Annotated in this window: 21 protein-coding genes and 2 tRNA genes; 13 read left to right on the forward strand and 10 right to left on the reverse strand. The window is 42.0% G+C overall.

The window, feature by feature from the left end:
- Positions 1–30: 30 nt before the first annotated feature.
- From NI455_RS05095 to NI455_RS05105, 3 genes are all read right to left on the reverse strand, one after another.
- The gene (locus tag NI455_RS05095) at positions 31–1,737 is read right to left on the reverse strand and encodes a flotillin family protein (RefSeq protein ID WP_253112799.1); all 1,707 of its coding nucleotides are present in this window, start codon (positions 1,735–1,737) and stop codon (positions 31–33) included.
- A gap of 37 nt (positions 1,738–1,774) precedes the next feature.
- Entirely contained in the window at positions 1,775–2,410 is a 636-nt protein-coding gene (locus NI455_RS05100; RefSeq protein ID WP_005107512.1) for a YqiJ family protein, read from the reverse strand.
- Between the two features lie 312 nt (positions 2,411–2,722).
- Positions 2,723–3,265 (reverse strand): hypothetical protein, encoded by a 543-nt coding sequence (locus NI455_RS05105; protein ID WP_253112802.1) that lies wholly within the window; start codon positions 3,263–3,265, stop codon positions 2,723–2,725.
- Positions 3,266–3,587: 322 nt separating this feature from the next.
- Between NI455_RS05105 and cysD the strand changes: the two genes are divergently transcribed.
- The 3 genes from cysD to NI455_RS05120 all read left to right on the forward strand — a co-directional run bounded on the left by cysD (position 3,588) and on the right by NI455_RS05120 (position 6,703).
- Complete coding sequence (gene cysD, locus NI455_RS05110; RefSeq protein WP_004730252.1) at positions 3,588–4,502, forward strand: sulfate adenylyltransferase subunit CysD; 915 nt, start codon at positions 3,588–3,590, stop codon at positions 4,500–4,502.
- 165 nt (positions 4,503–4,667) lie between these two features.
- Positions 4,668–6,284 carry a sulfate adenylyltransferase subunit CysN gene (gene cysN, locus NI455_RS05115; protein WP_195724983.1) on the forward strand — a complete coding sequence of 539 codons (1,617 nt, stop codon included), beginning with the start codon at positions 4,668–4,670 and terminating at the stop codon, positions 6,282–6,284.
- 146 nt (positions 6,285–6,430) lie between these two features.
- Positions 6,431–6,703 (forward strand): hypothetical protein, encoded by a 273-nt coding sequence (locus NI455_RS05120; protein ID WP_195724982.1) that lies wholly within the window; start codon positions 6,431–6,433, stop codon positions 6,701–6,703.
- A 75-nt stretch (positions 6,704–6,778) separates the two neighbouring features.
- Here NI455_RS05120 and NI455_RS05125 read toward each other — a convergent pair whose 3' ends face one another.
- Positions 6,779–7,123, reverse strand: a complete 345-nt coding sequence (locus tag NI455_RS05125; protein ID WP_253098975.1) for a thioredoxin family protein — start codon at positions 7,121–7,123, stop codon at positions 6,779–6,781.
- Between the two features lie 130 nt (positions 7,124–7,253).
- Between NI455_RS05125 and NI455_RS05130 the strand changes: the two genes are divergently transcribed.
- From NI455_RS05130 to NI455_RS05140, 3 genes are all read left to right on the forward strand, one after another.
- Entirely contained in the window at positions 7,254–8,246 is a 993-nt protein-coding gene (locus NI455_RS05130) for an NAD(P)H-quinone oxidoreductase (RefSeq protein ID WP_253098977.1), read from the forward strand.
- Between the two features lie 215 nt (positions 8,247–8,461).
- The gene (locus NI455_RS05135; protein WP_004646307.1) at positions 8,462–8,665 is read left to right on the forward strand and encodes a hypothetical protein; all 204 of its coding nucleotides are present in this window, start codon (positions 8,462–8,464) and stop codon (positions 8,663–8,665) included.
- Positions 8,666–8,818: 153 nt separating this feature from the next.
- Positions 8,819–9,721 (forward strand): helix-turn-helix transcriptional regulator, encoded by a 903-nt coding sequence (locus NI455_RS05140; RefSeq protein ID WP_253112805.1) that lies wholly within the window; start codon positions 8,819–8,821, stop codon positions 9,719–9,721.
- 151 nt (positions 9,722–9,872) lie between these two features.
- Here the strand turns inward: NI455_RS05140 and NI455_RS05145 are convergent.
- Both NI455_RS05145 and NI455_RS05150 read right to left on the reverse strand, forming a co-directional pair.
- Positions 9,873–9,958, reverse strand: a tRNA-Leu gene (locus NI455_RS05145).
- A gap of 10 nt (positions 9,959–9,968) precedes the next feature.
- Positions 9,969–10,042: transfer RNA gene (locus NI455_RS05150), tRNA-Cys, on the reverse strand.
- Between the two features lie 153 nt (positions 10,043–10,195).
- Between NI455_RS05150 and folD the strand changes: the two genes are divergently transcribed.
- Together folD and NI455_RS05160 are read left to right on the forward strand one after the other, a co-directional pair.
- Complete coding sequence (gene folD, locus NI455_RS05155) at positions 10,196–11,044, forward strand: bifunctional methylenetetrahydrofolate dehydrogenase/methenyltetrahydrofolate cyclohydrolase FolD (protein WP_253112806.1); 849 nt, start codon at positions 10,196–10,198, stop codon at positions 11,042–11,044.
- Between the two features lie 135 nt (positions 11,045–11,179).
- Entirely contained in the window at positions 11,180–11,848 is a 669-nt protein-coding gene (locus NI455_RS05160) for a class I SAM-dependent methyltransferase (protein ID WP_253112808.1), read from the forward strand.
- A 73-nt stretch (positions 11,849–11,921) separates the two neighbouring features.
- On the opposite strand, the gene NI455_RS05165 is transcribed toward NI455_RS05160, so the two are convergent.
- On the reverse strand, positions 11,922–12,344 hold the full coding sequence (locus NI455_RS05165; protein WP_004646311.1) for a hypothetical protein: 423 nt from the start codon (positions 12,342–12,344) through the stop codon (positions 11,922–11,924).
- Between the two features lie 135 nt (positions 12,345–12,479).
- Complete coding sequence (locus tag NI455_RS05170; protein WP_004730232.1) at positions 12,480–14,309, reverse strand: phosphoenolpyruvate carboxykinase (GTP); 1,830 nt, start codon at positions 14,307–14,309, stop codon at positions 12,480–12,482.
- A gap of 417 nt (positions 14,310–14,726) precedes the next feature.
- Here NI455_RS05170 and NI455_RS05175 point away from each other — a divergent pair, with 417 nt between their 5' ends.
- The 4 genes from NI455_RS05175 (at position 14,727) to groL (ending at position 18,586) form a co-directional block, all read left to right on the forward strand.
- The gene (locus tag NI455_RS05175) at positions 14,727–15,665 is read left to right on the forward strand and encodes a diacylglycerol/lipid kinase family protein (RefSeq protein ID WP_034438446.1); all 939 of its coding nucleotides are present in this window, start codon (positions 14,727–14,729) and stop codon (positions 15,663–15,665) included.
- Entirely contained in the window at positions 15,646–16,422 is a 777-nt protein-coding gene (locus tag NI455_RS05180) for a metallophosphoesterase family protein (RefSeq protein WP_004646314.1), read from the forward strand. The genes NI455_RS05175 and NI455_RS05180 overlap by 20 nt, the downstream gene beginning before the upstream one ends.
- 168 nt (positions 16,423–16,590) lie before the next feature.
- Positions 16,591–16,881 (forward strand): co-chaperone GroES, encoded by a 291-nt coding sequence (locus NI455_RS05185; protein ID WP_004646315.1) that lies wholly within the window; start codon positions 16,591–16,593, stop codon positions 16,879–16,881.
- Between the two features lie 70 nt (positions 16,882–16,951).
- A complete protein-coding gene (groL, locus tag NI455_RS05190; protein ID WP_004279474.1) occupies positions 16,952–18,586 on the forward strand; it encodes a chaperonin GroEL in 1,635 nt (544 codons plus the stop codon).
- 66 nt (positions 18,587–18,652) lie between these two features.
- On the opposite strand, the gene NI455_RS05195 is transcribed toward groL, so the two are convergent.
- Positions 18,653–19,147: a copper resistance protein NlpE gene (locus tag NI455_RS05195; protein WP_005107501.1), complete on the reverse strand. Its 495-nt coding sequence runs from the start codon at positions 19,145–19,147 to the stop codon at positions 18,653–18,655.
- A 227-nt stretch (positions 19,148–19,374) separates the two neighbouring features.
- Here NI455_RS05195 and NI455_RS05200 point away from each other — a divergent pair, with 227 nt between their 5' ends.
- On the forward strand, positions 19,375–20,529 hold the full coding sequence (locus NI455_RS05200; protein ID WP_005267061.1) for a LuxR C-terminal-related transcriptional regulator: 1,155 nt from the start codon (positions 19,375–19,377) through the stop codon (positions 20,527–20,529).
- A gap of 38 nt (positions 20,530–20,567) precedes the next feature.
- Here NI455_RS05200 and NI455_RS05205 read toward each other — a convergent pair whose 3' ends face one another.
- Entirely contained in the window at positions 20,568–21,731 is a 1,164-nt protein-coding gene (locus NI455_RS05205; protein WP_253112810.1) for a putative periplasmic lipoprotein, read from the reverse strand.
- Positions 21,732–21,771: the final 40 nt, after the last annotated feature.

Consider the following 21,771-nt stretch of genomic DNA (forward strand, 5'->3'; position numbering starts at 1 on the left):
TTGGGAGCTTTTTTATATCTCAGTTAATTTTTAACTTTTCGATTTCAGGCTCTGAGTCATCCCATTAATATCACCACCCTGAATACCTAGCTCATTCATCAGACTGTCAATAAGCGGTGCCTGACTACGATAGCGTAGGGCACTATTCACCACCTGATCGGACAGCGCAACATTGCCATTTTCATGCTGTGCATCTGCCTGACAAGCACCAGCATGGCTGCCATGCAAACCATTCACCTGCAGAATCTTGATGTCATCAATATTTTCCATTGGTTTGACACTTTCACGGATAATTTCAGGCAGGTATTTCAGCATAGCCAAACGGATCTGCATTTCGACCTGTTCCGATGACAGTACATTATTGGCTTCATTAACCGCACGTGTACCTTCAGCATCGACCTGATATTGTTTTTCCATCGCTTGAGCCAGTAATACTTTGGCATCGGCTTCACCTTTGGCTTTCAGGCGAACTTTCTCGGCTTCAGCTTCTGCGGCAATACGAATCGCTTCTGCGTCATCCGCCGCCGCCTGTTTACCTGCTTCAGCAGCAACTGTAATTGCAATCGCATCTTTTTCAGCATGTTCTTTGGCTGCGACCAGTTCAACCGCTTTTTGACGTTCAGCCTGCTGAATTTGACGTACGGTGATGACTTCTTCTTCCGCTTTTACCGCTTGTGCACGCGCCTGATCGGCTTGGGCTTTGGCTTCAGATTCGGCACGTGATTTTTCTGCAATGGCAATAGCACGATCCTGTTCAGCCAGTTCAATGGTTTTCTTCTGCTCAACCTGAGCTTTTTGAATCAGCTGTGCTTTCTGGATGTTTTCATTTTCCACATCACGAGCTGCCAAAATACGTTTTAATTCAACCTCGCGTTCAGCAGCAATACGGGCTTCTTCCGCTTCACGTTTTTTAGCAGCTTCCTGGGCTGCAATTTCAGCTAACTGTTCAGCACGTCGAATCGAAATTTCACGTTCCTGTTGCAGTTTGGCATATTCTTCTTCACGAATAATTTGCAGACGCGCTTGCTCGGCTTCCAGGTTTTTGGTTTTAATCGCCAGGTCGGTATCCTGTTCAATATGGTTGCGTTTACGGCGACGATCTTCAATGGTTTCAGTTAATTTAGTCAGACCTTCAGCATCGAAAGCATTTTGTGGATTGAAATACTTAAACCCAGTTTGATCCAGTCCGGTCAGAGAAACGGTTTCCAGCTCCAGACCATTTTTATGCAGATCTTCTGATACCACTTGCTGCACTTTTTGTACAAAATCTACCCGTTTTTCATGCAATTCTTCCATCGCCATCTCGGCAGCTACGGCACGCAAGGAGTCTACAAATTTACCTTCCACCAGATTTTTGAGTTCATTCGGTGACATGGTTTTCTGACCCAGTGTTTGAGCTGCAACTGCAATGGAATCGGCTGTAGGCTTGACCCGCACATAGAATTCGGCCATCACATCGACACGCATCCGGTCACGAGTAATCAATGCCTGATCATCGGCACGGCGTACTTCAAGGCGCAAGGTGTTCATATTTACCGGAATGATTTCATGCAAGACGGGAAGTACAATGGCACCTCCACCCAGAATGACTTTTTCTCCACCCCATCCGGTACGAACAAAAGAAATCTCTTTACTGGAGCGACGGTATAAGCGTGCAATGATGAGCCCAAAGGTCACCAGTGCTACAAAAATAATTCCCGCAATAATTAAAATATTATATAAATCAAATGTTAACATTGTTATAAAGTCTCAATTGAGTGCTAGCTAAATAAAATTAAAGTGCAATGGCTTGAAAGCCGTTCTTGGTTTTGTGGGTTAGAACTACATTCTGACCTTGATTTAAAATTTGATTGTTTTCTGGTTCAACCAGTACATAGTGGGTCTGACCATGTTGATCACGGACTTTGGCCTGCGCCGGAGAATTCACTTTGGCATCTCCGAGAATAATGGTCGCGGTACGTCCGATGAGTTCATCACTATGAATCGCAGAGGTTTCGTCTTGGGGCAGGAGCTTACTGGCGGCCATGGCAAGAAAGCGCACCACAGGCATACACAGAAACAGGCAGGCCGGAGAAATCAGCCAAACATTAAACAGCTGGCTGGTCAGGCGCTCAAATATGCCCTGAATCAATAAACCGCTTAACCCATAACTGGTCAGAAAAATGATTAGCCAGATAAATAAAGGCAGACGCCCCAGATATAACCAGTCAAATACTTTGCTGAAAACACCCGGAGACTGATCCGGGCTTATTTCTGGTTGCAGGGGATCTTCAGGTAAAAACTGTTCAAAGATATGCTGAGAGCCGCCGCCAAGCAGCAATAGAATACATTCTAGTGCTGCAAACATCAGCATTAGGCTCAGGCTAATACTAAATACGATATTTGATGGATGCGTAAACAGTTCCCACATTTCTTTATCTCTATAATTATGTTTTTAGGAAAAGTGTCTGAAAGTTTTTATTGATATAACGATAACAGTAATTACTGATTTTGTATGCAAAAAAATAACAAAAAACCCGATAAACAAGGATTGAATATATTGATTATTTAATAATTATTGAACTATTAAAATTAATAATAAACTATAAGTTAAATGGATGTTTGAGCAAGTGATGCCATAGCGGCAATAGGAATTCTGAATAGGACAGCACTCTGTGTGTGCTTGCCTTAGAAAGATATAGAGATACATCGACCTGAGTATCTCTAAATTTTCTATTCAAGCCTAAAGCAGGGCAGTCTGAATCCGGACTTTCATATCTAGAGTCTGTTGCAGAATATAGTGTTGCATCCATTTGACCTGTTCGCCCATAGGATTGACCTTGACTGCAGTATTCAGGAAGTCGAGATCAGGCTGCTTGAAAAGCTGCTGTTGCAAGGTTTGCTCCAAAAGCTGACTGTTGGTCGTCAAAGGTAATGCCACCAGATAGAACGCTTTAGGATAATTATAAAAGGCATATAATAAGTTAAAGGCTTTTTGATCACCTTTGAGGTTGCCAGCACCGATTTCATAAGCTGCGTTCTGGTTGCTATAAGTAACGCCGATTAGAAATTCCCAATGACCTTCTTGCAAACGCAGACCAAACTGTAATCCGATTTGATCCGCGGTCAGCTCATGTTGCAGATAGATGTTTAAAGGCTTGCCATCATCACTGAAAGGTTCTTGCAAGACTAAAATATGTTGCTGGTGCTGATAAATATAACCAGCAAGCTGGGCCTGTTCCAGACGGATTTTTACAGTGGCGAGATCAAAAGCGCTATAAGGCATAAGTAAAGTATATCAAGGGGGAGAATTGAACTTACTCTAGTAATTTTTCAACTATTTGAGAACCACTACTTTAGATTATTTTCCTATGATTTTATTGGTTTAGCGACAGGTTAATATATACCTCTACCACACAATATCCTCGCTTGAATTGTGCAAATCATTGATTCATAAAAACTGATATTCATTATTGATGAATTTTTATATGAGCTTTTGATATATCAATATCATAAAACAAGCAATGGATAGGATAAGTAAATCACTATAATGAATATAAATTTTCAAAAGTGTCATAAGTACACGTTTTTCTAAGCTGGTGTTGTCCATGTCGTTAAATGAGGAAAGACTTACTCATCTCAAACAGCTTGAAGCTGAGAGTATTCATATCATCCGCGAAGTTGCTGCCGAGTTTGAAAATCCGGTCATGCTGTATTCGATTGGTAAAGATTCAGCGGTCATGCTGCATCTTGCGCTAAAAGCGTTCTACCCAGCAAAACTTCCATTTCCATTATTACATGTCGATACAGGCTGGAAGTTTAAAGACATGATCACTTTCCGGGACAACATGGCAAAAACCCATGGTTTCGATTTGATCGTGCATCAGAATAAAGAAGGGGTTGAGGCTGGTATTAACCCGTTCGACCATGGTAGTTCTAAATATACTGACATCATGAAAACTCAGGGTCTAAAACAGGCTCTGGATAAATACGGTTTTGATGCTGCTTTTGGTGGCGCGCGCCGTGATGAAGAAAAATCACGTGCCAAGGAACGTGTTTATTCATTCCGTGATTCGAAACATCGTTGGGATCCGAAAAACCAGCGTCCAGAACTTTGGAATCTTTACAACGGTAAAGTGAACAAGGGCGAAAGTATTCGTGTATTCCCATTATCTAACTGGACTGAGCTGGATATCTGGCAATACATCTATTTGGAAAGTATTCCATTAGTACCACTTTATTTGGCTGCAGAACGTCCTGTGGTTGAACGTAGTGGCACACTTATTATGGTTGATGATGAACGTATGCCTTTAAAAGAAGGTGAAGTTCCACAAATGAAATCGGTACGTTTCCGTACTTTGGGTTGTTATCCATTAACAGGTGCTGTGGAATCTACAGCCAATACCTTGCCGGAAATTATTCAGGAAATGTTGCTGGCAACCAGTTCTGAGCGTCAAGGTCGTATGATTGATCATGATGAAGCAGGCTCAATGGAGAAGAAGAAGCAGGAAGGCTACTTCTAATTTAATCTCCCCCCTTGCGCAGCAATGCTGCTCACCTCTTTAAAAAGAGGGGGAACTCCTAAATCAGAACGGAGATAAAATCCCTCTTTATTAAAGAGGGATTTAGGGAGATTAAAAAAAGATTCAAAACAACCGATTTCTAAAGAATATGTGGAGCTTTGAGCGATGTCTCATCAATCTGATTTAATCAGCCAAGATATCTTGGGCTATCTGAAACAACATGAAAATAAAGACCTGTTGCGTTTCCTGACTTGCGGTAACGTGGACGATGGTAAATCGACGTTAATCGGTCGTCTGCTGTATGATTCAAAATTGATTTATGAAGATCAATTACAGGCCGTGACCCGTGACTCGAAGAAAGTCGGTACGACAGGTGATGCACCTGATTTGGCACTTCTGGTCGATGGTTTGCAAGCAGAGCGTGAGCAAGGTATTACCATTGATGTGGCCTATCGTTATTTTTCGACAGAAAAGCGTAAGTTCATCATCGCGGACACGCCGGGACACGAACAGTACACTCGTAACATGGCGACAGGTGCATCGACGTGTGACCTTGCAATCATTTTGATTGATGCACGTTATGGCGTGCAAACCCAGACGCGTCGTCATACCTTTATTGCGAGTTTGCTCGGGATCAAGAACATCATTGTTGCGATCAACAAGATGGACTTGGTGGAATTCTCTGAAACACGTTTCAATGAAATCCAGGCTGAATATGCGGCATTCGTTGCACAATTGGGCGATCGTAAACCAAGCAATATCATCTTTACGCCTATTTCTGCATTGAATGGCGATAACGTGGTGAACAAGTCAGCCAATACGCCATGGTACACTGGTGAAACGCTGATGGGTACACTTGAATCGGTGGAAATTAACCGTAGTTCAGCGAAGCAGGATTTCCGTTTCCCTGTGCAATACGTGAACCGTCCAAACCTCGACTTCCGTGGTTTCTGCGGTACGATCGCACTTGGCGATATCAATGTTGGCGATACCGTAACAGCATTACCTTCTGGTAAATCATCGACTGTCAAAGAAATTGTCACTTTTGATGGCAATCTTGAGCATGCAGTTGCAGGTCAGGCAGTGACTTTAACGCTTAACGATGAAATTGATATTTCACGTGGTAACGTGTTAATTCGTGCGGATCAAGCTGTTCCAAATATTTCCCGTTCAGTTCAAGCGACTGTTGTGTGGATGGCAGATCAACCACTTGTACTGGGTAAGCTGTACAACATCAAGATTGGTACGCAAACCGTTCCGGCAAAAGTAACGGCAATTCATTACCGTACCAACGTTAACACATTGGAAAAAGTTCAGGTGGATAAACTTGAGCTAAATGCAATCGCCAATGTGACTGTTGAATTTGATGCACCAGTAGTCTTTGACCGTTATCAAGACAGCCGTTTCACCGGTTCGTTTATCTTCATCGACCGTTTAAATAACGTGACGATTGGTGCAGGTATGGTGGAAGAATCAGTTGAATGGTCTGCACATGATGAGCCTGTCACTGCAGAAGTACGTGCAGCACGTTTGGGTCAAAAACCTGCTGCTGTAACTGTAACTGCCAAAGCTCTGGAAAATGCTCAGGCGCTAGAAAGCTTGCTGATTCAGCAAGGGATCGTTGCTATTGCTAAAGCAGGTTTGAATGCGGAGCAGGTTGCACTGGTTCGTGAAACTGGTGTGGTTGTGATTACCGATGCCGCTGAAGGTACAGACACGACTTTAACCGTAGATACAGTTGAAGAACTTGCTGAGAAGATTGTGGAATTAGTTCGTCTATAAGACTGGGCTAATTTGAAAAAACCCGCTGGAAAGCGGGTTTTTTTATTGCCTAAATTTTGATTGCATGAAAATCATTCGATTAGTCAAAATGTGATCTTTCAATTTACTAGTCAATTAATACAATACTCCCTAGATTTGGGGAATATATGAAAAAATTAATATTGCTGGCTAGTTTGTGTATGGCTTTTGGAGTAGATGCCAAGCAAACCACAACCAGTACTGAATCGATCAAGCAAAAAATAATCCAGCAGTCGATTGAGAGTTATTCGGGCAATTGCCCATGCCCTTACAATACTGCACGTAATGGTAGTCGCTGTGGTAAACGCAGTGCTTATAACCGTGCAGGCGGATATGCGCCACTATGTTATCCGGAAGATGTGAGTGAAAATATGGTAAAGGAATATAAAGGGCGTAGTTAATTAAAGGCTCTGTATTTTAGATAGTGAGCTAAAAAAAATATTTTTGTTAGATTTAGCTTTACATGGGTAATTTAATTACTCATAAGAATCATTGAGGACTAAGGCCAGAATTACTTTCATTTCGGTTAAACTTTTCACGCCTGCAATCCTTTTAATAATTTCTCCATTTCTAAAAATAAGCGTAGAAGGCAAACCATAGGCATTATAGCGCAAGGTTAAAATCGGAGACTGATCCACATTGATCTTGCCAAATTTAACTTCAGGATTTACCTCTGCATAGTATGTCGCCAGTTCGGCAAAGACCGGAAAATTCTGAACACAAGGCTTGCACCAGTCTGCATAAAAGCGAATCACAGCAAAACCTTCAAACCACTCAAAATCACTGTAATTGTTTTCATTATATTCCATCACTTGGGTCATGGTCGGCCTATTATCAATTTCCTGAATAGTCCCCCGATTATACATAAGTCCGATGTAGCTTCATTCCTCATGCTAACTATGTTCAAATAAGTCCAAGATATATGAAATGCATAGATTAGGGAAAGAAATCATGTCGCAACAAACCATGCAGCAAGTCATTATTACAGAACCGGGTGGTGTCGATAAACTCGCTTATGAAACGGTGACTGTACCTGAACCTAAAGCAGATGAAGTTCTGGTGAAAGTCCATGCCTTTGGTATTAACCGTCCAGATATCCTGCAGCGTCAAGGTTTATATCCAATGCCGAAAGGGGTAACGCCAGTTCCTGGTCTGGAAGTGGCAGGTGAAGTGGTTGCGATCGGTAGCGATGTGAGCCAGTTTAAAGTCGGTGACAAGGTTTGTGGCCTGACCAATGGTGGCGGTTATGCTGAATATTGCGTAGTGCCAGAAAGCCAGACCTTGAATATTCCTGAAGGCGTAAGTTTTGTACAGGCAGCGGCCATTCCTGAAACTTTCTTTACTGTATGGGCGAACGTGTTCCAGATGGGTAAGGCCAAAGCAGGGGAAACTGTACTGGTACATGGTGGAACGAGCGGGATTGGTACGACTGCTTTAATGTTGTGTAAATCACTCGGAATCAAAACTTTTGCAACTGTCGGTTCAGATGAAAAAGTTGCGGCTATTTCTGATTTAACCACGGCTATTAATTATAAAACTCAGGACTTTGAGCAAGTTATTAATGAAGCCACTGACAATGGTGGTGTCGATGTCATTTTAGATATGGTCGGTGCACCATATTTAGAGCGTAATTTGAATTTGTTGCGCCGTGATGGACGTCTGGTCTATATCGCTTTCTTGGGGGGTGCCAAGGCCAAAGAAGTCAAACTGGGTCAAATCATGATGAAACGTCTGACCATTACCGGTTCGACCATGCGTGCACGCACCACAGCTGAAAAAGCAGAAATTGCACAGGGTCTGAAAGCACAGATCGCACCATTATGGGCCAAAGGCGAATGTCTGCCTATGATTTATAAAACCTTTAAGTTTGATCAGATTCAGGATGCTCATGCAGCAATGGATACAGGAGAGCATGTCGGTAAAGTCGTGGTTGAAATTATCTAATCGCAGCTTATTGAGTCAAAAAATGCCAGTAATTTTGCTGGCATTTTTTAATTTCGAGTAAAAATTATTACAAATAAATATATAGAATTTTGAATAAAAATTAAAAAAATGCCAACTGTTCGACACAACCTGTCAAGAATGACACGTAAATTGCATATATAGATAATTCCGACCAAATGGTTAAACATTCACATGAATGTGAGAGGGAAAATAAGATGAAAATTATTTCAACAGCATATAGTTCAAAACATAGTTTAAGAGCATTACGACGTATTCATAAAATGATTATTCGCGGAACCATCAGCTGGGTAGAGTTACATAAAATGTATCGGGCGATGCTGCATCTGGAGCGTTATATAGAAAGATTAACAATACAAAATCGTCATTCAAGCAAGAAAGCATCCAGAAAATCCAAATAAGATCTTGTATGTTTAGGGTGAATAAAGGGTCAAGATCTGATGCAAAAAAATATCTTAGACTTTGTCCTAATATTATTCATTGATCGGCATTCAGTATAATCATTCAACATCTAGCGATAAATAAGTACATGAGAATGTATTAAGTGGGGATTTATGAAGCGCCCAGCTTCAACACATGAGCGTCTTGCAGAGCGTTTAGCCAGAATTTTGACCAAATTAAACGTCGGATATCAACTCCGGGCTGCAGAGCTAGCTGCAGAATTTCAGGTCAGCACCCGCACCATTGAGCTTGATTTTGATCGTCTAGGCTCTTACTTACCCTTACTTCAAGATGAACAGAAACGATATTATCTGGAACCCTCTTATTTAGGTCGGTTTAAATTGCAGGATATCCAGACTTTTGCCCAGCTTTCGGGGATCAGTGAGTTGTATCCGGCGTTGGATATGTCTTTTATGCGTGAACTGCTGGATGAACGGGCAAATCAGGTATTTTTGGCAAAAGGCTATTATTTTGAAGATGCTAAACAGTTTGCCGAGCATTTCAAGCTGCTTGCAAGTGCAATCTATAAACGTGAGCAGGTTAAGCTGCAATATTCAGATCAATTGCAAATCATCCAGCCCTATCGTCTGATTCACCATCATGGTATCTGGTACTTGGCTGCTGTGAGTGAAAGCAAGCTGCGCACCTATCGCTTAAGTCAGGTGCAACAGCTCAAGTTGGTTTCTGAGGCGGAGAGCTTTGCGCATGATCCTGAAATACTGAAAATGCTGGCAGATGAAGACAGCATCTGGTTTGGGCAGCAAAAGCAGCAAGTCTTAATCAAGGTACAACCTGAAGTCACGGTTTTTTTTAAAGAGCGCCGTTTATTTCCAGAACAGCAGATCGAGCAGGAAGCCGAGACTGGAGAGTTAGTGATCAGTTGCCAGATTCGTCACGAAATGCAGTTGTTGCCTTTGGTGCGTTACTGGTTGCCCTATGTGAAAATTATTGAGCCGATTCATTTTCAGCAGAAACTGGAACAGGATTTGCAAGGATATTTACGTTCTGCTGGATGATATTGAGAAAGCAGAGCAGGAGAGCCTGATTAATGATGACACTTTAAATGGGAATTTAATTTACTTATTTTTTGACTAACTAAATTACAGACATAAAAAAACCAGCTTTCGCTGGGTTCTTTATTTGCACCATCTTTCTATAGTAGAAGAATGGTGCCCGAGGCCAGACTCGAACTGGCACGCTTTGTGGGCGGGGGATTTTAAATCCCCTGTGTCTACCGATTTCACCACTCGGGCTTTAACAAGATGGAGGCGGAGGTCGGAATCGAACCGGCGTCCACGGAGTTGCAGTCCGCTGCATGACCACTCTGCCACCCCGCCGCGTCTTGTTGATGCGTATATTAGCAAGCTCAGAAAAAAAAACAATAGTGTATTCATCTGTATGCGCATAAAAACATCATCTGGCGGAAAATATTTAAATTATTCATGTAGAATGTGCAAAATTGATTCATATCAACACTTGGGAGAAGTGCCGTGGCATTAGTTCTAGACGGTCGTGCATTGGCGAAGCAAATTGAAGCTGACTTGTTTACTCGCGTAGAAGCGCTGAAAGCAAAATCAGGTCGTACTCCAATTCTTGCGACGATTTTGGTAGGTGACGATGGTGCATCTGCAACTTATGTTCGCATGAAAGGCAATGCCTGCCGCCGTGTTGGTATGGATTCACTCAAAGTGGAACTTCCTAAAGAAACCACAACTGAAGAATTATTGGCTGAAATTGAAAAATTAAATGCAAATCCTGATGTGCACGGTATTCTGCTTCAGCACCCGGTTCCTGCGCAAATTGATGAGCGTGCCTGTTTCGATGCAATCTCGCTTGAAAAAGACGTAGATGGTGTCACTTGCCTGGGCTATGGTCGTATGGCAATGGGTGAGGCAGCCTATGGTTCAGCGACGCCTGCGGGTATTATGACTATCCTGAAAGAGAACAACATTGAAATCGCTGGTAAACATGCGGTAGTTGTAGGTCGTTCTGCAATTTTGGGTAAACCAATGGCTGCGATGCTGCTAGAAGCGAATGCAACCGTAACCATTTGCCATTCACGTACTCAAGATCTTGCAAGCTTTATTAAGCAAGCAGATATCATTGTCGGTGCGGTAGGTAAAGCAGAATTAATTCAAAAAGACTGGATCAAACAAGGTGCAGTGGTTGTTGATGCTGGTTTCCATCCACGTGATGGCGGTGGTGTTGGTGATATCCAACTTGTTGGCATTGAAGAAATTGCTTCTGCTTACACACCAGTTCCGGGTGGTGTAGGTCCAATGACGATTACCACTTTAATCCGTCAAACGGTTGAAGCTGCTGAAAAAGCTTTAGGTTAATCAAATCCTCCCTAACCCTCCTTTTTCAAAGGAGGGAACTCTGATCACTATTTTTGGATGGAGTTTCCCCCTCTTTTTTAAAGAGGGGCTAGGGGAGATTCTTCAAAGACATTAATACTAATTAAAAGAAATCTAATGAGCTGCACCTTCCGACTCCCTCAAGCCCCAGAACATCTACTAAAAGCCTTGCATGATGTGATTCCACACTGTGAGCTACATGCACAGCAATTGCCGGATACACCCATTTCCCTGTGGCTGATTCCGCCAGTATTCCCAACAGATAAGCTGGATGATGAGGTGATTCGTCGCATTTGGAATGATACACCATACTGGATCTTTTGCTGGGCCTCAGGCTTGGCGATGGCGCAGTGGCTATTGGCAGAGCCGCATCATGTTAAAGACAAAGTAGTTTTGGATTTTGGGGCGGGATCGGGCGTAGTTGCCATTGCGGCGAAAATGGCAGGTGCAAAACGTGTGATCTGCTGTGATATCGATCAAGTTAGTCTAGATGCCTGTCGTGCCAATGCAGAGCTAAATGATGTCGAGCTTGAATATCTGGATGACCTATATAAGGCAGAGAAAGTGGATATTTTATTAGCCGCAGATGTGCTCTATGATCAATGTAACCGTTTCTTCCTGGATGAGCTTTTAAAATTTGCACCTGAGGTGTGGGTTGCAGACAGTCGGGTAAAAAACTTTAGTCATCCTCAATATGAAAAACTGGATGAGCGTAGTGCGACGACCTGGCCGGATTTGGATGAATCGCCCGAATTTCGTAATGTCAGTTTCTATAAAACACGTTAAATTTAAAAAATTAAAAAGGGCACTAGGCCCTTTTTGATTGTCTTACTCTGATTAAGTAACTAAGTATCAGATATTAAGAACAGGTATAACGAATAACCCGCATGGTCGTAGGGCGGGCTTCTAAAGCTTCGCGTGCACCCGGGTTCTCGCTATTATGTAAATCAGGCGTATTGCTCAAGCTGATTTGCGTGCGGCTATTACCCAGTTGGCGGCCATAGTTTTCCTGTTCCGCAGTTGGATTGGAAATTTCATTGGTACTTAAAATCTGGATGTTGTAAGTTTTGGAATTTCCTAATACGTGTCTGCAAGCGGCTTGCAAGCGATTTTCATCCTGGCTTGGTCGTCCTGAGAGGGTGTAGCTCAAGGTTGCTGTATTGCCTGAACGTTCCAGAATTTCATAGCCACTTTGTCCATTGAATTGATGGGGTGTGGTCTGACATGCACTCAGTACGAAACTGCTCGCAGCCATAGCCAAAATTACTGTTGTTCTTTTCATATTTATAGTTCCTGAAGTCTTGGCTTAAGTATGCCATATTTTGCTTAAACTGCTGCTCTGGTCAATTGTGATCAATTGTTTAAACAGCCAATAAAAAAGGCCGCTTACGCGACCTTTTTTAAATTAAATCAGCAATTAAGCAGATTTAACCGCAGCAATAAGTTCTGCTTGACGAGTTTTTAACGCTTCCGGTAAACGCTCACCTAGCTTGTCGAACAATTCAGTATGGCTTTCAAGTTCTTTGATCCATTGATCTTTATCTTGAGAAGTTACTAGGTCAAATTGTTCTTTAGTGAAGTCAGAACCAGTCCAGTTCAACTGTTCATAAGTAGGAACTAGGCCAATTGGTGTTTCAACAGCCTCAGCACGACCTTCACAACGGTCAATGATCCACTCAAGAACACGCATGTTTTGACCGAAACCAGGCCATACGAAGTTGCCTTCAGCATCACGACGGAACCAGTTCACGTTGTAGATACCTGGAAGTTTGTTGCCAGCAGCGGCAGCTTTCGCGCCCACTTGCTCGCCCATTTCTAACCAGTGCGTGAAGTAATCCGCCATGTTGTAGCCAGCGAATGGCAGCATCGCGAACGGGTCACGACGAACAACACCTTGTTGACCAACAGCAGCAGCAGTTGTTTCAGAGCCCATCGTTGCAGCTTTGTAAACACCGTCAACCCAGTCAAATGCTTCTGAAATTAGAGGCACAGTGTCTGCACGGCGACCACCGAAGATGAACGCAGAAATTGGCACGCCAGCTGGATTTTCCCAGTCAGCGTCAATAGAAGGGCATTGACCAGCTGCAACTGTGAAACGAGCATTTGGATGCGCTGCTTTTTCTTCGCCAGTGTGTGGTTGACCTTTCCAGTTAGTCAGGTTGGCAGGCGCTTCTTTAGTCAGACCTTCCCACCATACTTCACCGTTGTCAGTCACAGCGACGTTTGTATAAATCACGTCTTTGTGCATGGTTGCCATACAGTTCGGGTTGGTCTTGGTGTTGGTACCAGGCGCTACACCGAAGAAGCCAGCTTCAGGGTTGATTGCATATAAGCGACCGTCTTCACCTGGTTTGATCCAAGCAATATCGTCACCTACAGTTTCAATCTTCCAGCCTTCATAGCCTGCTGGTGGAATCAACATAGCGAAGTTTGTTTTACCACATGCAGATGGGAATGCAGCTGCGATGTAGTGTTTTTCGCCTTGTGGATTGGTCACGCCAAGGATCAGCATGTGTTCAGCTAACCAGCCTTGTTGACGACCCATAAATGATGCAATACGTAATGCCAGGCATTTTTTACCCAACAATGCGTTACCGCCATAACCAGAACCATAAGACCAGATCTCACGAGTTTCTGGGTAATGCACGATGTATTTTTCTTTGTTGCAAGGCCATGCAACATCTTTTTCGCCGTTCGCAAGCGGAGCACCTACAGTGTGTACGCAAGGAACGTATTCACCGTCAGTACCAAGAACGTCATAAACAGCTTTACCCATACGAGCCATTTTAGACATGCTTACTGCAACGTAAGGAGAGTCAGTTAACTCGATACCGATATGAGCGATATGAGAACCCAATGGACCCATTGAGAATGGAACCACATAAAGTGTACGACCTGCCATTGAACCGTCAAATAAACCGTTCAATTTTTCGCGCATGACAGCAGGTGCTTCCCAGTTGTTGGTCGCGCCAGCATCGTCTTTGTTTTCAGAACAGATGTAAGTACGATCTTCAACACGTGCTACGTCAGAAGGATCAGAATTTGCAAGATAAGAACCAGGATGAGTTTCTTGATTCAGCGCTTGCATTGTGCCGTTAGCGATCATCAAGTCGATATAACGTTGATATTCTTCTGCGCTACCGTCACACCATTCAATTTTTGCTGGTTTTGTTAATTTAGCAATCTCTTCCACCCAAGCAATAAGCTTAGGGTGACGAACGAATTCTGGTGCGTTCACTTGGGTCATGGTGAGGCCTATCTCAAATGTGTACAAATTAGATGTACAAAGTACAATCCGAGCAATAAAAAATATCGCCCAGATGAAGTATGAAAAAAAGTGGCTGTATTAAAGCATAAAATGATAAAAAAAATAAGACCAAAGAAGTGCTAGATTTCTTTTGGAATATAATGCTATTTTATTTATAAATATAAGTAAAACAACAAGATAAAACTAAATATTTGAATTATTAAGGTTATTTATATAAGTGATGAGTGGTATTTATTTTAAAAATTGATATTAAAATCATTATCTTAGTTTTATAAGATCTCTAATATTCATTATTGATTAAATAAATGGTTGCCATTTGAATTTTACATAAAGCCACTGTTAATTGTCTATGAATTGGACAAAATGCCAATAGGCTTCAATGAAATTGCGCGAAAAATGTCTAATCAATCTAAACCCTTATCGCTGATTTTTAATCATAAAGCTGGTTTTCGCATACAGGGGCCAGAAGGCATTTATGAACAGCTGATCGATATATTTTCAGCGCAGGGTTATCAAACTAAAGCTTATGAAATCAATGATTCACAGCAATTTGATAAAATTATGGTTGAGGTGCTTGAACAGCATTTGGCATCTAGCGAGTCAGGAATCATCGTTGCGGCAGGCGGAGATGGCACTTTAAATACAGTCGCCAAACATGTGTTGAATACGCAAATTCCTGTCGGTATTTTGCCTTTAGGGACTTTTAACTATGTGGCGAGATTATTGGGGATTCCGCTGGATTTGCTTGAAGCGGCAAAAGTGATTGCGACAGGACAGCCACAACGTATGAATGTTGCTCGTATCAATCAGGAAATTTATCTGAATAATGCCAGTTTAGGTCTATATCCTTTATTTATTAAAAAACGTGAAGACTATAATCGTATTTTTGGTCGCTTACCGCTACATGCCTATACTTCTGCACTGGATGTTTTAATTCGCGACCGTAAAGAATTAAAACTAAAAATCTGGGTAGATCAAAAGAAATATCCGGTAAAAACACCACTGATTTTTTTTGGCAATAATCCCTTGCAACTGGCGGATATGAAAATGCGCATTGCAGAAGCGGCTGAAAAAGGCAAAGTGGCGGGAGTTGTAGTTTCTAAAAGTGATAAGCTTACTTTATTTAAGCTAGTGTATCAGCTGATTCGTGGCAAGATTGACCAGGCATCGGATGTTTATAGTTTTGCAGCCGATCAAGTTCGAATCGAATCCCGAGCCAAGAAACTGATGGTAGCGATTGATGGGGAAATTGTGGAAATGGCCCCGCCACTCAATATTTCTGTATTAAAAGATAGCCTAAACGTAATGGTGCCACATGATCCTGCATCTGTCTGATCTGCATTTTGGAACAGAGAAGCCGGAGTGTTTAGAAGCGATTCGGCATTTCTGTCAGACCCATCCACTTGAAGCCGTCGTCATCAGTGGTGACCTGACTCAGCGCGCACGTTTGGGTCAATTCTTTGCCTGCAAAAAATTTTTAGATCAGCTCAATACGCCTTATATGGTGATCCCGGGGAATCATGATATTCCGCTCTATCATTTGTGGAATCGGCTTTTCAATCCATTTACCCGTTACCAGATTTTTTTTGGTGAATTGGAGCCAATATTTGAAACTGAAAATTTTTATCTGATTGGGGTGAATTCGATCCGACGTCGATATCATACCAAAGGGCATTTATCCCTTGAGCAGATTCAGCGTATTGACCTGACGCTGGCGCAGGCGCCTGCTTCCAAATTAAAAATCATTGTCAGCCATCAGCCTTTTTATGTGCCTTTTCAAAATAAGCGCGGTTTCAAGGACAGCCCATTGATGGCCAAAATTGCTTTAGAGGCCTGGGCAGAGCATGGTCTGTTTGCGGTGTTGCATGGGCATCTGCATCAACCGGCGATTTATGATTTGAATCAGATGTTCGGATTGGGGATGGATCATCCTGTATATGATGTACATGCAGGGACTTCTGCGTCAAATCGTCTACATAAAGATGAACCGAACAGCTTTAATCTGATTGATGCCACAGGAAAAATTTCTCAATATTTATTCGATGAAGTGGCACAAGCCTTTATGTTGAAGGCTGATCTGCCGAATAAATAGACGAAAACCTATGATTCGTTAAAAAAAACCAATTTTTTTTCATTTTTGCCCTTGAAGCGTTTTATTCCATCTCCATAAAAGTGACATCAAAAATTTTTGATGATGACCCATGGAATAATTAAGTCGTCATCAGTGACCTAAAAAAGACTTAGTCTGATGGAGTTATTTATGAGCAACATTCGTCCATTACATGACCGCGTTGTTATTCGTCGTGTTGAAGAAGAAACTAAAACAGCTGGGGGCATTTTACTTCCAGGTTCGGCTGCTGAAAAACCTGCTCAAGGTGAAATCATTGCAGTTGGTAATGGTCAAATCACTGACAATGGCGTACGCGCGTTAGACGTAAAAGTTGGCGACAAAGTATTGTTCGGTACTTATGCAGGCACTACTGTAAAAGTAAACGGCGAAGAGCTTTTAATCATGAAAGAATCTGACATTTTAGCGGTATTAGAAGCTTAATCTGCGCTAAAAAAGTTTTATTCATTCCAAATCAGATTTTGTAAAGATACAACAATATTCGGAGTCAAATATGTCAGCTAAAGACGTAAAATTTGGTGATTCAGCTCGTTCAAAAATGATTGCTGGTGTAAACACCCTTGCAGATGCAGTAAAGGTTACTTTGGGTCCTAAGGGCCGTAACGTTGTTATCGACCGTTCTTTTGGTGCACCGCACATCACTAAAGATGGTGTCACTGTTGCCAAAGAAATTACGCTGAAAGACAAGTTCGAGAACATGGGTGCTCAACTGGTTCGTGAAGTTTCTTCAAAAACCAATGACATCGCAGGTGATGGTACAACGACTGCAACTGTATTGGCACAAGCAATTTTGAATGAAGGCATCAAGTCAGTAACAGCGGGTATGAACCCAATGGACTTGAAACGCGGTATCGATATTGCGGTACGTTCTGTAGTTGAAAACATCAAGGCAACTGCAAAACCAGCATCAGACTCTAAAGCGATTGAACAAGTAGGTTCGATCTCTGCTAACTCTGATACGACTGTAGGTCAGCTGATTGCGCAAGCAATGGAAAAAGTGGGCAAAGAAGGCGTGATCACGGTTGAAGAAGGTTCAGGCTTCGAAGATTCGCTTGACGTAGTTGAAGGCATGCAGTTCGACCGCGGTTATATTTCTCCGTACTTCGCGAACAAGCAAGATACTTTAACAGCTGAACTTGAAAATCCATTCATTCTTCTTGTTGATAAGAAAATCAGCAATATTCGTGAATTGATTACAGTACTTGAAGCTGTTGCTAAAACTGGCAAACCGCTTTTAATCATTTCTGAAGATGTTGAAGGCGAAGCGCTTGCGACGCTTGTTGTCAACAACATGCGCGGTATTATCAAAGTATGTGCGGTGAAAGCACCTGGTTTTGGTGATCGTCGTAAAGCTATGCTTCAAGACATCGCGATCTTGACTGGCGGTACTGTGATTTCTGAAGAAATCGGCATGCAGCTGGATCAAACGACGCTTGATCACTTGGGTACAGCACATAAAGTAACTGTATCTAAAGAAAATACTGTAATTGTAGATGGTGCTGGTAATGCTGGCCAAATCGCTGACCGTGTACAGCAAATCCGTGCACAGATCGAAGAATCTACTTCAGAATATGACAAAGAAAAACTTCAAGAGCGTGTAGCGAAACTTGCTGGCGGTGTTGCTGTCATCAAAATCGGTGCTGCAACTGAAGTTGCAATGAAAGAGAAAAAAGACCGTGTAGATGACGCGCTTCATGCGACTCGCGCTGCAGTTGAAGAAGGTGTCGTTGCGGGTGGTGGTGTTGCACTAGTACGTGCTGCATCTGCACTTGAAGGCGTAACAGGCGCGAATGATGACCAAAACGTAGGTATCAACATTCTTCGTCGTGCGATTGAAGCACCGCTTCGTCAAATCGTATCTAACGCAGGTGATGAGCCTTCTGTAGTGATCAACGCTGTGAAGAATGGCGAAGGTAACTTCGGTTATAACGCTGCAACTGGCGAATATGGCGATATGCTGGAAATGGGTATTCTTGACCCTGCTAAAGTAACGCGTTCTGCACTTGAGCACGCCGCTTCTGTTGCTGGCTTGATGCTGACCACTGAATGCATGATCACTGAAATCCCAGAAGACAAACCTGCAATGCCTGATATGGGTGGCATGGGTGGTATGGGCGGCATGATGTAATTCATCATCCGAGCATTTCATAAAAAATCCCCGCAATAGCGGGGATTTTTTTATGCGTTTACAAAATTATGATGCGGACTTTTTAACTAATTTATAATTTAAATTACTGTCGATTTTTTTACCTGATTTCATCTCGCGTGCTTCAACAAAATTTTCACCAACAAAGAATTTACGGTTTTCAGCTTTGTTATCTAATGTGATGATTGAAGGATCTTGAGGGTCAAAACTGAAACTACCTTTAGTTTCCGTCTCATTATTTCCAGCTTTACCTAAATATTCCTCATTTAGCTCATAGGTTTTATCCGGATTGAGATCTAACTCGACCTTAATCCCTTCACAGTCAGCACAAGGAAAAACACCTTCGTATTCACCTGCCCAATCTAGCGAAGTTTCTGCGCTATCAGCACGGTTCACACTAGTATCCGCGTTATTTTGCTCCATCATGGCTGGGCTGGATTGAGCATTATTACTCATCGGCTCATTATCATTGGGCTTTGAACAGGCGGTTAAAGCTCCTGCAAGAACGACTGCTATCGCAGCAGTAAGCGTTAATTTTTTCATTGTTTTAACCCTATTAAATTATTTGTTATGAATTACATTAAAAGTAGTCAGTACAGATAAATAGGGCAATCTTGTTAAAGTTTGATTCATTAGGTGAATGAGGCCAGAGTTATTGATAAGTGAGCAGGATTTAAGAATTTTTAGCCAAGTTTAAAGTCACTTTATGCTGTTTCGTTAACCAATTCTGAACGCTATGATTAGAAAATAATGATAATGCGGAGGGGATAATGAAATTAGAACAAGAAAATAATCTGATTGCAAAAATTTATGATGCTGCTGTATTACCATCTTTGTGGCTGGACGTGATCAAAGATATCGTGAGCTATACTAAAAGTAAGAGTGCAATTTTTACCGGTCTGGATCAGCTTAATCCAGGCTATGACTTTGTCTATACGCACAATATCCCGAATGAAAGTCTGGCCGCTTATCAAGAGGAGCGTATCAGAGTGATTGATATGAAACTGCATATGCCCTTATGGAATGCGATCGAGATGGGCGATGCACTGAGTCACAATTGTCAGCACTATGCAGAACAGCCGGGTACAGATCACTATGTGTTCTATGAAAAATGTTTAAAGCCTGGCGGTGTATCTTATCTGGCGGGCGTATTGCTGGATCGGGGAAATTATCGTTGGGCGGTACTGGGTATTCATCGTGCACCTGAAGTACAGCCTTTTGAACAGCCTGAGCTGGATTTTCTAAGACGTATCAGTATTCATTTACGCCGGGCTTTGCAAATTCACCGGCAAATCAACTTGATTCAGCAAGATAATTTAAGCTTGTATACCGTATTGGACAGTTTAAAAACCGGAATTGTACTGCTTGATCAAAACCTGTGTTTAAGTTATTCCAATCCCATTGCGCAAAAGATGCTTGATCAAAGTTCATGTCTGGATCTCGATATACATAACCGTCTAAAAACCAATTATAGTCAGCAGATACGTTTTGATCAGCTTCTGGAAAGCGCTTTGCTGGAAGATACGACCATTCAGACTGAAGTGGGTGGAGTCCTGGCGTTGAGTGATGGGGCAGGCTCGCAATTCATGCTGACGGTAGTGCCCTTTAAGAAATTAAGAAATATGCAACATTTACAGTCTGCTCAGCATCAGATTGCATTATTTATGACGGATAAAAACCAGCATTATTCCCTGTCAAGAACTTACCTACAACAGTGTTACCAGCTTTCCAAAAGAGAGTTTGATTTATGTGAGTTATTAATTAATGGTTATAAAATAGAAGATATTGCAGAACAGTGTGGCATTACGCTGAGTTCGGTGCGGACTTATTTTAAAAATATTTATGAAAAAACCCAATGTTGTTCGCAAATCGAACTGATGCATTTATTGATGGGCTGTACCATTCAATTTGAACATATTGATTAAACCGGCTTGAATTTCATATTCAAGCCGGTTTATGTGGGTTATTTAACACGTTGTAAAGTTACAGGATCTTCACCTTGCGGATGTAAGATAAGATTGTTGTTAGATATATTGATGTTTGCAATTGTCTTACCGCCATTTGAACTATCTTGTAATCCACCACACTCGTTGGTATCGAATAATACCTCGGTTGTGGTGAGAGTATTTGCTGACAATGTATATTTGCCATATTCAATTCCTGGCCAACCACAGTCATCTCCACCTTCAGTGTCTAGGAAGAAATAATAGTTGTTATCGAAGAAAGCAAATAGGTGCGTTTCATTAAGTCGCCACGTGCCGACGAGACTATTGGACTGCTTAACTCGATTTAAACGGTATTCAGTATTAACGCCTGGTTCAGTAAGAATTAATTGAGTTCCATTAAAGTTTAAAGAATAAGGTTTATTCTCGGCAGGATGTGAAAGTCCCCATTCACCATTGGTATCATGCAGGATTTCCGGTTCAATCACGGTTGTTGTTGCATTCCATTTTAAGCGGCCCATTTCAATGCCTGCTTGACCACTCTCATCTTTGGCTTCTGCTTCACCTAGTGCATAGCGTCCATCTTCCAAAATGTGAATCAACACAGCAGTGTTATCGGTACGGTTAATCTCCCAAGTGCCGGCAATATCTTTGTAGAAGGTCGCTTGGAAGTGTGCTTTAGCATCCTCTTCATTCACTAACTTTTCTTCAGGAATTACTGTTTTGACAATAGCTTCATTTTTAAAGTCATTATAAGGTTGGTCAAAATTGATACTCTGATTTTTTAAGGCATCTGTAGTGGCCGTACTAATTTTAAGTTTGTCATCGTTATCATCTCCATCTAAGGATTGTAAAAATACCAGTAAGTTAAGGCGAGCATTTTCAGTCTCAGCTAAATCCAAAGGGGTAACACGTTCTTTTGCTTCAATTTCATTCCCGAGTTGAACATCACCAATATAGAATTTAACCGTTTCTCCTTCATTGAAGTTAAATTCACCATCGTCATTGGTAAAACCTGTAGCACCACTACTTGTGACATAGCGTACCCCAGCAATCACAGCATCCGTTAGTACCCCGGTCTGGGTTCCAATATTACTTGTTGGAGGTGTACTTGAGTTATCATCCGAACCACCACAGGCACTAAGTAACCCTGCTAAAGCAATACAAAGTAAAGTCTTTTTCATTAGAATCTTCCTGAAATTTATAATGTGGATTCAGTATAAA

Source organism: Acinetobacter lwoffii, assembly GCF_024129435.1.
GTDB lineage: Bacteria > Pseudomonadota > Gammaproteobacteria > Pseudomonadales > Moraxellaceae > Acinetobacter > Acinetobacter lwoffii_F.

Bases quoted from the DNA above. Each gene is read 5' to 3' on its own strand.
- groL (WP_004279474.1), top strand. From the start codon at position 16,952: ATGTCAGCTAAAGACGTAAAATTTGGTGATTCAGCTCGTTCAAAAATG.
- NI455_RS05105 (WP_253112802.1), bottom strand. From the start codon at position 3,265: ATGCCTTATAGCGCTTTTGATCTCGCCACTGTAAAAATCCGTCTGGAA.
- NI455_RS05160 (WP_253112808.1), top strand. From the start codon at position 11,180: ATGAGCTGCACCTTCCGACTCCCTCAAGCCCCAGAACATCTACTAAAA.
- NI455_RS05130 (WP_253098977.1), top strand. From the start codon at position 7,254: ATGTCGCAACAAACCATGCAGCAAGTCATTATTACAGAACCGGGTGGT.
- NI455_RS05205 (WP_253112810.1), bottom strand. From the start codon at position 21,731: ATGAAAAAGACTTTACTTTGTATTGCTTTAGCAGGGTTACTTAGTGCC.
- cysD (WP_004730252.1), top strand. From the start codon at position 3,588: ATGTCGTTAAATGAGGAAAGACTTACTCATCTCAAACAGCTTGAAGCT.
- NI455_RS05200 (WP_005267061.1), top strand. From the start codon at position 19,375: ATGAAATTAGAACAAGAAAATAATCTGATTGCAAAAATTTATGATGCT.
- NI455_RS05140 (WP_253112805.1), top strand. From the start codon at position 8,819: ATGAAGCGCCCAGCTTCAACACATGAGCGTCTTGCAGAGCGTTTAGCC.
- cysN (WP_195724983.1), top strand. From the start codon at position 4,668: ATGTCTCATCAATCTGATTTAATCAGCCAAGATATCTTGGGCTATCTG.
- NI455_RS05170 (WP_004730232.1), bottom strand. From the start codon at position 14,309: ATGACCCAAGTGAACGCACCAGAATTCGTTCGTCACCCTAAGCTTATT.
- NI455_RS05185 (WP_004646315.1), top strand. From the start codon at position 16,591: ATGAGCAACATTCGTCCATTACATGACCGCGTTGTTATTCGTCGTGTT.
- NI455_RS05180 (WP_004646314.1), top strand. From the start codon at position 15,646: ATGATCCTGCATCTGTCTGATCTGCATTTTGGAACAGAGAAGCCGGAG.
- NI455_RS05165 (WP_004646311.1), bottom strand. From the start codon at position 12,344: ATGAAAAGAACAACAGTAATTTTGGCTATGGCTGCGAGCAGTTTCGTA.
- NI455_RS05135 (WP_004646307.1), top strand. From the start codon at position 8,462: ATGAAAATTATTTCAACAGCATATAGTTCAAAACATAGTTTAAGAGCA.
- NI455_RS05100 (WP_005107512.1), bottom strand. From the start codon at position 2,410: ATGTGGGAACTGTTTACGCATCCATCAAATATCGTATTTAGTATTAGC.
- NI455_RS05195 (WP_005107501.1), bottom strand. From the start codon at position 19,147: ATGAAAAAATTAACGCTTACTGCTGCGATAGCAGTCGTTCTTGCAGGA.
- NI455_RS05175 (WP_034438446.1), top strand. From the start codon at position 14,727: ATGTCTAATCAATCTAAACCCTTATCGCTGATTTTTAATCATAAAGCT.
- NI455_RS05095 (WP_253112799.1), bottom strand. From the start codon at position 1,737: ATGTTAACATTTGATTTATATAATATTTTAATTATTGCGGGAATTATT.
- NI455_RS05125 (WP_253098975.1), bottom strand. From the start codon at position 7,123: ATGACCCAAGTGATGGAATATAATGAAAACAATTACAGTGATTTTGAG.
- NI455_RS05120 (WP_195724982.1), top strand. From the start codon at position 6,431: ATGAAAAAATTAATATTGCTGGCTAGTTTGTGTATGGCTTTTGGAGTA.